Raw genomic sequence first — 14,715 nt, 5'->3', positions numbered from 1 at the left:
CGCATCCAATACGATCACTTAGTACTGGTTATAGTTCGCTAATCGCCGAATCTCAAAAGTCTGGCACCAGGGATATGCCTCAGGATCTTTCCAGGTTGGCCAGGATCGTACCGTGGACCCGCATGCACACGCGCATGTCCGCTTCGTCGACACCTTCGAACAGCTCACGACGCAGTTGCGTGGCAATGGTTTCGATTTGTTCAATCAACGGTAGGGCCGGTGCGCAGAGCACGATTTTCTTGGCCCGGCGGTCCTCGGCCACGGCCTGGCGCTGCACCAGCCCCTGGGTTTCCAGGCTGTCGAGCAACCGGGCCAGGGTCGGTCCTTCGACGGCGACGCTCTGGGCCAGTTCACGCTGGGTCGGCGCCTGTTCGAAACGGGCCAGGTGCAACAGCACCAGCCAACGCGCCTGGGACAGGCCCAGCCCGGCCAGGCGACGATCCAGTTCAGCACGCCAGCCACGAGACATTTGCGCCAACTGCATGCCAAAACGGTGTTGATCGGTTAACGGCATAAAAAAACTCATCAGATCTGAAATAGAGAAAAACTAATTATTAGTCAGCTAAGCATGAGCTTTGGATTCAAGCAAGGCTCGCCTTGTACTGAATCGTTAAAGGAACGCAACTCACTGATCAGACTTCAAATTCCGACTGTAATGCAGCCCTGACGCAATACAGCACGCCTTCGGGAACCCGTCCGACAAACAGTGCGGCAACTTCAGACACTGGGGGTAACTCGCCTTCGCCATCCAAGAAGGCATCCTGCACTTCACCCATCAGTTCCTCGGGCAGATCCAGTGCCTGTTCCAGGGATAACTGCTGTTTGCCGATGGCCTCGGCCAGCATCGTGTAGACGTTCTTTTCCGAGCACTGCAGTTGCCCGGCGATCTGCAACGGCGTCATGCCGGCCCGGGCCAGCGTAATGAGTTCGTGGCGTACATCGGCCACCGCTTTCGGTGCTTCGGCCTCGCCGCCCAGGACCTGGAGGAAGGCCTCGCCATACCGCTCCAGCTTGCGCGCGCCCACGCCACTGACCCGGGCCATTTCCGCCAGGGAGGTGGGCTGGCTGCGAAGCATTTCCAGCAGCGTCGAGTCGGGGAAGATGACGTACGGCGGCACGCCGTGCTCCTCGGCCAGCTTACGCCGCAAGGCCCGCAAGGCTTCCCATTGATCGCGCTCTTCGCCCCGCACCAGTTGGCTGGCCTGGCTCTTGCTGCTCTTGACCGCCGTTGCCGGCTTGAGGTCGCGGCGCAGTTCGAGGGTGACTTCACCTTTGAGCAACGGCCGGCAAGTCGCACTCAGGCGCAGGCCGCCGTAGCCTTCCAGGTCGATGTCGGCCAGGCCGCGGGCCACCAGTTGTCGGAATAATGAACGCCACTCACTCTCGGTACGGGCCTTGCCCACGCCGAACACCGACAGGTGCTGGTGGCCGAAGTTGCGGATCTTCTCGTTGTCCTTGCCCAGCAACACGTCCACCAGATGCCCGACACCGTAGCGCTGGCCGGTGCGGAAAATCGCCGACAAGGCCTGGCGGGCCGGCTCGGTGGCGTCCCAGGTTTCCACGCCATCGACGCAGTTGTCGCAATGCCCGCAAGGCTGGGGCATGTCTTCGTCAAAATAGGCCAGCAGGGTCTGGCGACGGCAGCGGGTTTCTTCGCACAGCGAGAGCATCGCGTCGAGCTTGTGCTGCTCCAGGCGCTTGTGGCGCTCATCGCCTTCGGAGTTCTGCAGCATCTGCTTGAGCATCACCACGTCTTGCAGGCCGTAGGCCATCCAGGCATCGGCCGGCAAGCCGTCACGGCCGGCACGCCCGGTTTCCTGGTAGTACGCCTCGAGGGACTTGGGCAGGTCCAGGTGCGCGACAAAACGCACGTTGGGCTTGTCGATGCCCATGCCGAACGCAATGGTGGCCACCATGATCAGGCCTTCCTCGTTGAGGAAGCGCTTCTGGTGATAGGCCCGCAGGTCGTTGGGCAGGCCGGCGTGATACGGCAACGCCGGGAACCCCTGCTCACAAAGAAACGCCGCCACTTCATCGACCTTCTTGCGCGACAGGCAGTAGACGATGCCGGCATCACTGCGACGTTCGGCAAGGAACGCCAGCAACTGCTTGCGCGGCTGCTCCTTGGGTACGATGCGGTAGAAAATATTCGGACGGTCGAAACTGGACAGGAAGCGCTCGGCATCCTGCAAGTGCAGGCGCTCGACAATTTCCTCGCGGGTGCGCTTGTCGGCGGTGGCGGTCAGGGCGATGCGCGGCACGTCGGGGAACAGTTCCGCCAATTGTCCCAGTTGCAGGTATTCGCGACGGAAATCATGACCCCATTGGGACACGCAGTGGGCTTCGTCGATGGCGAACAGGGCAATTTCCAGGCTCTGCAGGAACGCCAGCATGCGCGGCTGCACCAGGCGTTCCGGGGCCAGGTACAACATCTTCACTTCGCCGCGCTTGATGCGGGTCGCCAGGTCCCGCTGTTGCTCGGCGCTGAGGGTGGAGTTCAGCGAAGCGGCGGCAACCCCCAGCTCCTCGAGGGTCGCGACCTGGTCGTCCATCAATGCGATCAGTGGCGAGACCACCACGGCCAGGCCGTTGCGCAACAGCGCCGGGACCTGGAAGCACAAGGATTTGCCGCCGCCGGTGGGCATGAGCACCAGGGCATCACCACCGCTGGCCACGCGCTCAATAATGGCACCCTGGCGGCCACGGAAACTGTCGTAGCCGAAGATGTCCTTGAGGACGCGTTGAGCCTGTTCGAGCATAGAAACTCCAAAAATCACCGAAACATCCCTGCAAGGCTGGTTCAGAATCACAAACGCTGCACCGGCAAATCGTAAGTGTGCGTTTCGAACCGGCGGGACGCCGCAGGGCATCACAAAACGCGGCAGTATACCCGAGGCCTTCGTTGCAAAGGGGGCTGCTGACAGGAGGCGCTAGCGGCTAGGGATACCCAACACATTGCTTCTGTTGCCACAAGTCCCTGTGGGAGCGAGCTTGCTCGCGATAGCGGTGGGTCATTTTGAGAAGGTGCTGGATGTGCCGCCCTCATCGCGAGCAAGCTCGCTCCCACATTTGATCTGCGGCGCCCCCCCATTTGTGTCCACCCCTGGCCTTCAAGAGGCAAATACGCCACGCGGCTGGCCTGGGCGCTCAAGAAGGCCTAGAATTCCCGCATTGTTTATTCCCCAAGGTAGCCCGTAATGTCCTTCGCTGAGCAACTGACCCGCCTGCAAGTCTTCCTCGACGCCGATGAGCTGCACGAAGAGGCGCTGGACTACGTGGCCGCTCACGGCTATCTGACCGCCCTGTCCATCTGCGCAGAAACGGTGCCGGACCGTGAGTGGATCGACGCCCTGTTCGCCGAAGAGCCGCATTACAGCGACGAAGCCCAGCGTGCCGAAATCGAAGCCACGCTGGTCGGCCTCAAGGCCCACATCGCCCGCCAACTGGCTTCCGACGAAGAATTCGAACTGCCGTGCGACCTGGACCTGGGCGATGACCCGGACGATTCGGAATTGCGTGGCTGGTGCATCGGCTTCATGGAAGGCGTGTTCCTGCGCGAAGCCGCCTGGTTCGAAACCGCCGAAGAGGAAGTCAGCGAAATGCTGCTGCCGATCATGGTCGGTTCCGGCCTGTTCGACGAGCAACCGGAATTTTCCGACATCGCCGCCGACGCCAACCTGATGGACGACATGATCGTCCAGATCCCCGAAGCCCTCACGGCCCTGTACCTGCTGTGCAACGCACCGGACGAGAAACCGGCGATCCTCAAGCCTCGCCACCACTGAGTGACCGGGTGCCCTCGCCAGTCGGCAATCGCTCGCTGATCCTGCGTTACGTTCTGTTGGCCATTGGCTGGCTGAGCGTAGCGCTGGGGGTCATAGGCATCTTCGTCCCCGTACTGCCCACCACCCCCTTCCTGCTCCTGGCGGCGGCCTGTTTCGCCCGCAGCTCGCCGCGCTTCTACCAATGGCTGGTAGAACATCCCCGCCTCGGCCCGTGGATTCGCGACTACCTCAGTGGCAACGGCATCCCGCTCAAAGGTAAGGTCTATGCCATCGGGCTGATGTGGGCGAGCATCCTCTTTTCCTGCTACCTGGTGCCCCTGCCGTGGGCCCGGGGATTCATGCTCACCAGTGCGGTGCTGGTGACGGTGTATATTCTCAGGCAAAAGACGTTGCCCAAGCCGTGAGCGGTGCGAGTGCTTTCAAGCGCAAAGGGGCTTGCCCCACTGGGCTGTTAACGCCGCTTCCCCGGACACGCATCCGCCATTTCCTGATTGAACCGGATAATTGTAATAATCAATCAGCCATTCGAACCGATCATCCGAATTCACCCATACCTGTCAACTTTGACAGTATCCAGCCCTGCACGTCGGTGGTTTGCTACAGGCCCACCCTTCACTCACATCGTAATAGACGCTCATACCCATTCTTCAAAGTACTCGGTACGAAGGGGCGTCCTTTGCCAGAGTGACATTTGCAAGGAGTCATACCATGGCATTGCCTAAACCCAGCAATGGTGAAAACCTGATCAGGAACGGAACGTTTGATCAGGATCTTGGTTCATGGAACGCAAATCGTGTAACACCAGCAGAGGGGCGTGCGAGATTCGAAAGTTCAGGCCGTCTCAGTCAGGCCGTCGAACTGCCGGGAGCAGGCTCAGTCAAGGTCACATTTAATATCCAGAGCTATTACGGCGCTGGCGGAATGGTCAAGCTATCGTCAAGCGCCAGCAGCTACGCCATCGACCACCAAGGCCCTTACGAGGTTAGTTTCATCGTTGACGGGAGCGGGAATGCGGATTTGATATTTATTTCGGCTTCGAATTCATACGACGTCGATGATGTCGAATTATATTTTGAGGCGGCTGCTGAGTGCACACCTATTCAACTGATTAAGAATGGTGGTTTCGACAACTCCTCACTCCTCGAATGGGAGCAAAACGGCAGGGTCAAAGGTGTTGACGGTCGAGCTCAATTCGACAACTCGGGTTCGCTGTTTCAACACGTTGCGGTCAAGGCCGGTGCATCGGCCAATGTAAAGTTCAAAATAACCAACTATTACGGTCAAGGCAAAGTTTCCATTCCAGAATTTAATCAGCATGTCACTTTTTCTCAGGCGGGAAACTATGAGGCAGCTTTTATTCCTGAACAAGACTCCACGGTAACCAACCTCACTCTAAACTTTGCCTCGATCGGCGGCGCCTTCGATCTGGATGACGTCGAATTGATGGCGTGCCCGGCGGAAGCCAGCAGCGGTGGACGAAAAATCAAGGCCATCAGTGTCGTGGAGCTCCTGCCAATTGGACAGTCCTCACCCTGATGTCCTGGAAGAAAAGGAAGAGAAGAGGACTAAGTGAAAAATGGTAGAACAACGGGACGCATTTATTTCTTCTGGCTATCGGCTGGTCAAGCGTGGTGCCCCTGTCGTGGGCCCGGGGGTTCATGCTCACCAGTGCGGTGCTGGTGACGGTTCATATCCTCAAGCAGAAGACATTGCGCAAGCCCTGAGCCTCCACTGTGGCGAGGGAGCTTGCTCGCGCTGGGCCTGTAGGAGCTGGCGAAGCCTGCGATCCTTTGATCTTGATCTTTGGCTCTCGACCCAATGGGTGCTGGAAAGATCGCAGCCTCGTTGTACTCGACAGCTCCTACACAGCTCCTACACAGCGCCTACAGCGCAGCCGAGCGGGAGCAAGCTCCCTCGCCACAAAGGCATGCGTGCGTCCAGTAAATCCGGGGATCCACCAACAAGTTTCAGAAAAACAAAACCCGCCATTTCCTTAGCGAAAATGGCGGGTTTTGTTATTTCAGCTCACCTCACACCGTGTCCACCTTCAACGAATGGTCATTCAACATGCCGTTGATGATGGTCGCCGTATCCGCCCCGCCCGCGATCATCCCGTCTGCGCCGGGTGTGACGCCGTAATGACTGGCCAGATTGACGCCGGCCAGGTCGATGGTCTGGTTCGGCGTGGCACCGGCAATGGCACTGACGTCGATGCTGGTGATGACCGCCCCACCGCTGCCGCTCACGCTGAAATGCAGGTAATCATCCAGTGACGCGGTGCTGCCGTTCTCCCCTTGCAACAGCTGGGACAGGTCGAGTTTGTCGACGCCGGGCGCGAAGTCCGTGATCACGTCGTGGCCGCTGTTGCCTGCCTGCCATTGGAAGGTATCGGCGCCGCTACCGCCGGTCAGGGTGTTGTTGCCCAGGCCGCCAATCAGCAGGTCATCGCCGCCACCGCCATTGAGCACGTCATGACCCAATCCACCGTTGATGCGGTTGCTGGCACCGTCACCGGTAAGCGTATCGTTGAAGTTCGAACCGACCAGGTTTTCGATGCCTGTCAGGGTATCGGTGCCGGCGCCTACGGTGTTCTGCGCCGCCAACAATCCCAGGTTCACCGTGACCCCGGCGGTGGCGTGGGCATAGCTCGCAGTGTCGTTGCCCGTACCACCGTCGAGCAGGTCGTTGCCCGTGCCGCTGTAGAGCAGGTCATTGCCTGCCCCACCGTGCAGGGTATTGTTGCCCGAGCCTGCGCTGAGGATGTCGTTGCCGTCGCCCGCATTGAGGGTGTTGTCACCGTTGCCGGCAATCAGCACATCATCCCCGGTGGTGCCCGTCAGGGTATGGCCCGCCTGGTAGCTGATGTCCACCGCCGCGCTGTCGCTACCGCCATGGTTGTCGCTGGCGGTGTAGCTGCCGTGGTAATCCGGTGTGCTGTCCTGGGCGCCGGCGTAGTTGACGGTCATGGTCAGTTGATAGTTTTCCGCAGCGTTGGAATTACCGCCGCCGGGATTGGGGATGTTGGTGACGTGGATCTGGTAGTTGCCATCCGCTGCCGCAGTGAACGAGGCGCCGTCGCTGATCGCAATGAAAGGCCCACCGTTGAGAGAGTACTCGAGGTTGATATGCCCACCCGCCAGGTTATGGTCCAGAGTCAGCGTTTCACCCTGCTTGAGGCTGATGTTGAGGCGGTCTTCATCGTTGGCATTATTGTTGGAAACCGCACCCAGCGCGCCACTGACCACCAGTACCGCCGTCATGGTCGCGGCATTGGCGACGAAGGCGCTGCGGCTGAGGTTGATCGACTGCACGTTGTTGCCGGTGAAGCTGGCCGTGCCGCTGCTACCGGTGAAATCCGCGCCTTTGGCGACCCAACCGGTATTGAAACTGGTGGGCGATGCGGTGAGCGGATCGCCGTTGGCGTCGCTGTCGTTACCCAGCAACAACTCACCCGGGATCACGATATTGCCTGACAGCACGTTGGTGATGATGTTGTCGTCGACAGCGATCGGCGGGCTGTTGGGCACGACGTTGATCACCAGGTTGGAACTGGCCAGATCGCCATCGTTGTCACTGACGGTGTAGCCGACGTGCTCGGTGATCAAGGTGCTGGTGGCGGTCTGGGAGGTGTAGCTGAACGCGCCGGTATCCAGGTTGACCACCAGGGTGCCGTCGTGGTCGGTGGCGATGCTCAGTGTGTTGGTGGCGGTATTGAAGGAGCCATGGTTGAGCCCGCCGCTGGCGGTCAGTGCACCCTGGCCACCGTTGGCCGCCGGATCGTAGCTGTACGTGGTGCCATCGACCACCAGGCTTTTGATAAACCCGCCATCGGCGCCGAAGGAACCCCCCTCGCCCAGCAGGTTGCCGGTGACCGGCGCACCTTGCACGGTGTCGGAGAGCACCGAGTTGAGTTGGTTCAGGTCGGTGACCACCACCGCATTGGTGTTGGTGTGGGCGCTGCCGTCGTAGGCCAGCGGGTCGAGGTGGGTGTTGCTGACGCCGCTGCCCAAGCCAATGGCGTAGTTCTTGATGCCGTTGGCGTCGAGGAAGGCTTTCCAGGCGGCTTCGTCTGCCGAGCCGATTTCACCCAGGGTCGGCTTGCCGTCGGAGAAGAAATAGCCAACGTTCTGTGCGCCGGTCAGTTGGCCGGGATTTGCGAACGCAGTCTTGGCCATCGCCACGGCAGCATCATAATTGGTGTCACCGTGGGCGCTCAGCGCGGAGATCAGCGTCTTGGCAGTTGCCACATCCACCCACACGGTGCTCTGTTCGGTGGCGCTGCCGCTGAAGGTCACGAGCTGGACTTTCACATCGCCCAGGTCGTCGTATTTGTCGAGCAAGGCGCTGATCGCCTGCTTGGCCAGATCCATCCGCGAGAGCCCCGGCACGCCGGAGTCGTCTTTCATGCTGCCGGAGACGTCGAGCACGATCAGCAGGTTCGTATCGATCTCCACCGCCGTGACCGAACGTTCGGACGCAACGGCCTTTGGCACGTCATCGACGATGCTGACCACCAGGCTGCCGGTGGTGCTGTTGCCCAGGGAATCCGTGGCCTGGTAGGTGAAGCTTTCGCTCAGCGCATTCGGGCCATCGTTGGCATGGGGTGTGGTGGTGGCCGGCGAGGTCAGGGTGTAGGTGTAGGAACCGTCCGGGTGGAGCAGCAACTGGCCGTAGGCGCCGGTGGCGTTGCCCACCAGGGTGAAGGTGACGGCGCCCGTGGCCCCGCTGACCGCCCCGACCAAGCTGCCGCTGGCGGTTTCACCGGTGGCGCTCGGGTCGCTGCCGGTGACGGTGCCAGGGGCAAGGTCCTGGCCATCCTGATTCAGATCGAGGGCTTTTTCATAGACAGTAACGTCATGGTCGGTTTCTGCGACGAGGCAGCTGTTGTGCACGTCAATGGTGATGGTAGTCGTGCTTTCATCGCCATCGGCGTCGCGCACGGTGTAGGTGAAGACATCGGTCGCGCCTGGCGCGCCGACAGCGTCGGGGTTGCTGTGGTAGACGGCGTTGCCGTTGGCGTCCAGGGTCAGGTAACCGTAGGTGCCGTTGATCTGGTTGTTCAGACCACCGACAGCGGAGGTTGAGGTGTCATTGCCGGCGCGTACGCCGATTACCATGCCGCCGTCCGCGCCAAGCACGTCATTGTCCAGCACGTTGCCGTTGACCGTGCCGCCCTCCACCACCGAAGCGAAATCGGCATGGGCGTTGGGCACGTCGTCGACGATGTCGATGACGATGGTGCTGGTGACCGTGTTGCCCAACGAGTCCGTGGCCTGGTAGGTGAAGCTTTCACTCAAGACGTTGGGGCCATCGTTGGCGTGGGGCGTGGTGGTGGCTGGCGAGGTCAGGGTGTAGGTGTAGGAGCCGTCGGGGTGAAGCGACAGTTGACCGTAGGCACCGTTGGCGTTGCCCACCAGCGCGAAGGTCACTGCGCCAACGGCACCGCTGACCGAACTGATGAGGCTGCCACTGGCGGTTTCGCTGGTGGCGCTCGGGGCGCTGCCGGTGACAGTGCCGGGGGCCAGGTCCTGGCCGTCCTGGTTCAGGTCAAGGGCTTTTTCGTAGACGCTGACTTCGTGGTCGGGTGTGGCGACGAGGCAGATATCGTGGACATCGATGGTGATGGTGGTAGTGCTTTCGTCGCCGTCGGCATCACGCACGGTGTAGGTGAAGACATCGGTCGCGCCCGGGGCGCTGACGGTGTTCGGGTTGCTGTGGTAGACGGCGTTGCCATTGGCATCCAGGGTCAGGTAGCCGTAGGTGCCATTGATTTGGGTGTTCAGGCCGCCAATCGCCGGGGTCGAGGTGTCGTTGCCAGCACGCACGCCGATCACAGCACCGCTCGCGGCCGGCCCATCGGCGCCGCCTTCGTCGTTGTTCAGGACGTTGCCACTGACCGTCCCGCCCTCATCCACCGAGGCGGAATCCGCGTGAGCGGTCGGCAAGTCATCAACGATGTTCACGTCCAGGTTGCCGTTGGCGGTGGTGCCGTTGTCGTCGGTGGCGACTACGGCGAATTGCTCGCTGATGCTGTTGGCGCCGTTGGCGTTTGGATGAGCTTCGTTATCCAGCAAGGTGTAGCTGTAGCTGACCACGCCGGTGGTGGCGTTGTAGCCGGTGATGGTCAGGGTGTTGCCCAGCGCGGTGGTAATCGACTGAGGGAAACCGGCCGCCACACCGCCCGTAACGACGTTGATGCCGCCAACACTCAGGGTCTGCACACCGTCCAACGCCGTCACGGTAAAGGTGCCGTTTTGAGTCAGCGCCGATGCATCCGGGCTGCTGCCGTCGCTGAGGTTTTTCTCCTGGACCGTGAGCTCACCGCCGTCAGTGTCGAGGCCGGTGATGATCACTGGGTCGTCGTTGTTATGGACTTGCAACACCAGGTTCGCGGTGCTGGTGTCGCCGTCGGCATCGGTCAGGGTGTAGGTGAAGGTTTCGCTGCCATCGCCACCGCCGTGCAAGCCTTTGAAATCGGCATCGGCGGTGTTGAGGGTGTAGGTGTAGGAACCGTCGGCGTTGAGCACCAAGGTGCCGTAAGTACCGGTGAACGTGCCGGGGGTGATTGGACCGGACGCCACATGGTCTGCACCTTGGGTGTCGTTGGTCAACACGCTGCCGGTCAGGGTCAGGTGGGTTTCTGAGGCCGTGCTGGCGTTGCTGTCGTCTACGGCTTTAGGCAAGTCGTCGACGATGTTCACATCCAGGTTGCCGTTGGCGGTGGTGCCGTTGTCGTCAGTGGCGACTACGGCGAATTGCTCGCTGAGGCTGTTGGCGCCGTTGGCGTTTGGATGGGCTTCGTTATCCAGCAAGGTGTAGCTGTAGCTGACCACCCCAGTCGCAGCGTTGAAACCGGTGATGGTCAGGGTGTTGCCCAGCGCGGTAGTAATCGACTGAGGGAAACCCGCTGCCACGCCACCCGTGACGACGTTGATGCCGCCCACGCTCAAGGTCTGCACACCGTCCAATGCCGTCACGGTAAAGGTGCCGCTTTGAGTCAGCGCCGATGCATCCGGGCTGCTGCCGTCGCTGAGGTTTTTCTCCTGGACCGTGAGCTCACCGCCGTCAGTGTCGAGGCCGGTGATGATCACTGGGTCGTCGTTGTTATGGACTTGCAACACCAGGTTCGCGGTGCTGGTGTCGCCGTCGGCATCGGTCAGGGTGTAGGTGAAGGTTTCGCTGCCATCGCCACCGCCGTGCAAGCCTTTGAAATCGGCATCGGCGGTGTTGAGGGTGTAGGTGTAGGAACCGTCGGCGTTGAGCACCAAGGTGCCGTAAGTACCGGTGAACGTGCCGGGGGTGATTGGACCGGACGCCACATGGTCTGCACCTTGGGTGTCGTTGGTCAACACGCTGCCGGTCAGGGTCAGGTGGGTTTCTGAGGCCGTGCTGGCGTTGCTGTCGTCTACGGCTTTAGGCAAGTCGTCGACGATGTTCACATCCAGGTTGCCGTTGGCGGTGGTGCCGTTGTCGTCGGTGACAACAACCGCAAATTGCTCGCTGAGGCTGTTGGCGCCGTTGGCGTTTGGATGGGCTTCGTTATCCAGCAGCGTGTAGCTGTAGCTGACCACGCCGGTGGTGGCGTTGTAGCCGGTGATGGTCAGGGTGTTGCCCAGCGCGGTGGTAATCGACTGTGGGAAACCGGCTGCTACACCGCCGGTGACGACGTTGATGCCACCCACGCTCAAGGTCTGCACACCGTCCAACGCAGTCACGGTAAAGGTGCCGCTTTGAGTCAGCGCCGGTGCATCCGGGCTGCTGCCGTCGCTGAGGTTTTTCTCCTGCAGCGATAGCTCACCACCCTCGGCATCAAGGCCCACCAACACCACAGGGTCGTCGTTATTGTGCACTTGCAGCACCAGGTTCGCGGTGCTGGTGTCGCCGTCGGCATCGGTCAGGGTGTAGGTGAAGGTTTCGCTGCCATCGCCACCGCCGTGCAGGCCTTTGAAGTCGGCATCGGCGGTGTTGAGGGTGTAGGTGTAGGAACCGTCGGCGTTGAGCACCAGGGTGCCGTAAGTACCGGTGAAGGTACCGGGGGTAATTGGGCCGGACGCCACATGGTCTGCACCTTGGGTGTCGTTGGTCAGCACGCTGCCAGTCAGGGTCAGGAGGGTTTCTGAGGCCGTGCTGGCGTTGCTGTCGTCTACGGCTTTAGGCAAGTCGTCGACGATGTTCACATCCAGGTTGCCGTTGGCGGTGGTGCCGTTGTCGTCGGTGACAACAACCGCAAATTGCTCGCTGAGGCTGTTGGCGCCGTTGGCGTTTGGATGGGCTTCGTTATCCAGCAGCGTGTAGCTGTAGCTGACCACGCCGGTGGTGGCGTTGTAGCCGGTGATGGTCAGGGTGTTGCCCAGCGCGGTGGTAATCGACTGTGGGAAACCGGCTGCTACACCGCCGGTGACGACGTTGATGCCACCCACGCTCAAGGTCTGCACACCGTCCAACGCAGTCACGGTAAAGGTGCCGCTTTGAGTCAGCGCCGGTGCATCCGGGCTGCTGCCGTCGCTGAGGTTTTTCTCCTGCAGCGATAGCTCACCACCCTCGGCATCAAGGCCCACCAACACCACAGGGTCGTCGTTATTGTGCACTTGCAGCACCAGGTTCGCGGTGCTGGTGTCGCCGTCGGCATCGGTCAGGGTGTAGGTGAAGGTTTCGCTGCCATCGCCACCGCCGTGCAGGCCTTTGAAGTCGGCATCGGCGGTGTTGAGGGTGTAGGTGTAGGAACCGTCGGCGTTGAGCACCAGGGTGCCGTAAGTACCGGTGAAGGTACCGGGGGTAATTGGGCCGGACGCCACATGGTCTGCACCTTGGGTGTCGTTGGTCAGCACGCTGCCAGTCAGGGTCAGGAGGGTTTCCGAAGCCGTGATGGCGTTGCTGTCGTCCATGGCTTTAGGCAAGTCATCAACGATGTTCACGTCCAGGTTGCCGTTGGCAGTGGTGCCGTTGTCGTCGGTGGCGACTACGGCGAATTGCTCGCTGAGGCTGTTGGCGCCGTTGGCGTTTGGATGAGCTTCGTTATCCAGCAAGGTGTAGCTGTAGCTGACCACGCCGGTGGTGGCGTTGTAGCCGGTGATGGTCAGTGTATTGCCCAGCGCGGTGGTAATCGACTGTGGAAAACCAGCTGCTACACCACCCGTGACGACGTTGATGCCGCCAACACTCAGGGTCTGCACACCGTCCAACGCAGTCACGGTAAAGGTGCCGCTTTGGGTCAGCGCCGATGCATCCGGGCTGCTGCCGTCGCTGAGGTTTTTCTCCTGCAGCGATAGCTCACCACCCTCGGCATCAAGGCCCACCAACACCACAGGGTCGTCGTTATTGTGCACTTGCAGCACCAGGTTGGCGGTGCTGGTGTCGCCGTCGGCATCGGTCAGGGTGTAGGTGAACGTCTCAGTGCCGCTGCCCCCGCCATGCAACGCGACGAATTGCGGGTCGCTGGTGTTGAGGGTGTAGGTGTACGTGCCGTTGGGGTTGAGCACCAGGGTGCCGTAGGTGCCGGTGAACGTCCCGCCGATGATCGGCCCACTGTCGGGACCAGTGGGGATCCGGTCGGCGCCCTGATGGTCGTTGGGCAATACGTTGCCGGTGAGGGTCACCAGGGTTTCCGACGCCGTGTTGGCGTGGCTGTCGTCGATCGCCTGGGGCACGTCATCGGTAATGTTGACGTCCAGGGTGCCGGTGGCCGTGTCGCCGTCGGTGTCGACGGCCACCACCGGGAACTGCTCGGTGATGCTGTTGGCACCGCCACCGGCAGGATGGGTTTCGTTGTCCGTCAGGGTGTAGCTGTAGCTGACCACGCCCGTGGTCGGGTCATAGCCGGTGATGGTCAACGTGTTGCCCAGAGGCGATGTAATCGTCTGGGGGAAGCCTGCGGGCACGCCGCCGCTGATCACGTTGATACCGCCGATGCTCAGGCTGCTCAGCCCGTCAGGCGCGGAAACCGTGAAGGTGCCATTTTGCACCAGCGCCCCCGCATTGCTGGCCGAACCATCGGCCAGATTGGCCTCGTTGGTGGTCAGTTCGCCGCCCTCGACATTGACCCCGTCGAGGGTCACCGGGTTATCCGGTGTCACCGGCGGCACGGTTGCATTGTCGCCCGTGTTGTCCGGATCACCGGCCAGGCGCAGCTGTGGAAACTCGGGAATCCCGTTGAACCCGGCCGTTGGGAAACCGATCAGCGGATCGACCTCCCCGCCGACTTCTTCCAGCAGCACAAAACTGTGCCCACCGCCCACGCCCCCCGGGTTGCCGCCCTCGGGGCCGGCGGCCGTGGCTTCACCGGTCTGGGTCGGGTCGGCACCGGCGGCGATGGCTTGCTGCAGCTTTTGCACATCGGTCAGTTGCGCGTTACTCGGTGTCGCCGCGTCAGGCGTGTCGACATGAGGCACGTGGTTGGCGAGCAACTGCGGGGTCAGGGTCAGGTTGCTTTCGCGGCCCAGGGTCAACGTCTGGCCGTTTTGCATATGAACAGCCACGGCCCCTTCGGCACCGGTGACCAGGTGTTCGCCGGCATAAAGCCGATCGCCTTCGACCAGAGGCCGCCGCAGACCACCGGCCGCTTCTGCGAAAACTTGCCCGACCACTTTGCTGACGATACCGATGAGCGCTGCCATGTGCATTTCCTCCGTTGCCGACCGCAATCGGCACCTGTCTGGGTGAAGAATCCGTCCTCAGGTTTGGCGACCCAAAAAGCTGGAAAATCTGCCAGCTTTCGTGAAAGCAGAAGGTGCTGGCAATTCGCCGAAACGACAAAAAACCGTCACCAAAAACCACCTCACAGATCGCCCTTTCGACACTTCTTCACGTTGCTTAAACATCTGCATGGAACTTTTATTGACGCCTAAAATCCGTCGAAACCCGCAGATTCAAAGGCTTTCGCTTTGAACAATGTGCCGGTTTTTTTCAAGCACATAAGTTTTTTTCGAAATAA

At 61.0% G+C, this 14,715-nt stretch carries 6 protein-coding genes and 1 pseudogene; 4 read left to right on the top strand and 3 right to left on the bottom strand.

Features of this window, described 5'->3' with window-relative positions; translation table 11 throughout:
• Positions 1–79 precede the first annotated feature (79 nt).
• A complete protein-coding gene (locus tag QMK47_RS08615; protein WP_030141131.1) occupies positions 80–514 on the bottom strand; it encodes a MarR family transcriptional regulator in 435 nt (144 codons plus the stop codon).
• 118 nt (positions 515–632) lie between these two features.
• Positions 633–2,759: a DNA helicase RecQ gene (gene recQ, locus QMK47_RS08610; protein WP_253472352.1), complete on the bottom strand. Its 2,127-nt coding sequence runs from the start codon at positions 2,757–2,759 to the stop codon at positions 633–635.
• Positions 2,760–3,197: 438 nt separating this feature from the next.
• Here recQ and QMK47_RS08605 point away from each other — a divergent pair, with 438 nt between their 5' ends.
• The 4 genes and pseudogenes from QMK47_RS08605 to QMK47_RS08590 all read left to right on the top strand — a co-directional run.
• Positions 3,198–3,785 (top strand): YecA family protein, encoded by a 588-nt coding sequence (locus QMK47_RS08605; protein ID WP_003198997.1) that lies wholly within the window; start codon positions 3,198–3,200, stop codon positions 3,783–3,785.
• A gap of 8 nt (positions 3,786–3,793) precedes the next feature.
• Positions 3,794–4,189, top strand: coding sequence for a YbaN family protein (locus QMK47_RS08600; RefSeq protein WP_253472350.1), 396 nt, complete (start codon positions 3,794–3,796; stop codon positions 4,187–4,189).
• A 304-nt stretch (positions 4,190–4,493) separates the two neighbouring features.
• On the top strand, positions 4,494–5,321 hold the full coding sequence (locus tag QMK47_RS08595; RefSeq protein ID WP_253472348.1) for a hypothetical protein: 828 nt from the start codon (positions 4,494–4,496) through the stop codon (positions 5,319–5,321).
• Positions 5,322–5,416: 95 nt separating this feature from the next.
• Positions 5,417–5,509, top strand: a pseudogene (locus QMK47_RS08590) (DUF454 domain-containing protein); the annotation flags it as partial.
• Between the two features lie 306 nt (positions 5,510–5,815).
• Here the strand turns inward: QMK47_RS08590 and QMK47_RS08585 are convergent.
• Entirely contained in the window at positions 5,816–14,398 is an 8,583-nt protein-coding gene (locus QMK47_RS08585; protein WP_320390048.1) for a retention module-containing protein, read from the bottom strand.
• Positions 14,399–14,715: the final 317 nt, after the last annotated feature.

Source organism: Pseudomonas sp. P9_35, from assembly GCF_034008205.1.
Lineage (GTDB): Bacteria > Pseudomonadota > Gammaproteobacteria > Pseudomonadales > Pseudomonadaceae > Aquipseudomonas > Aquipseudomonas kilonensis.
This window is presented reverse-complemented; position numbering and strand designations above follow the sequence as displayed.

What these genes read in the sequence shown, in the direction of transcription:
- QMK47_RS08595 (WP_253472348.1), top strand. Translation starts at nt 4,494, where the DNA reads ATGGCATTGCCTAAACCCAGCAATGGTGAAAACCTGATCAGGAACGGA.
- QMK47_RS08585 (WP_320390048.1), bottom strand. Translation starts at nt 14,398, where the DNA reads ATGGCAGCGCTCATCGGTATCGTCAGCAAAGTGGTCGGGCAAGTTTTC.
- QMK47_RS08605 (WP_003198997.1), top strand. Translation starts at nt 3,198, where the DNA reads ATGTCCTTCGCTGAGCAACTGACCCGCCTGCAAGTCTTCCTCGACGCC.
- recQ (WP_253472352.1), bottom strand. Translation starts at nt 2,759, where the DNA reads ATGCTCGAACAGGCTCAACGCGTCCTCAAGGACATCTTCGGCTACGAC.
- QMK47_RS08615 (WP_030141131.1), bottom strand. Translation starts at nt 514, where the DNA reads ATGCCGTTAACCGATCAACACCGTTTTGGCATGCAGTTGGCGCAAATG.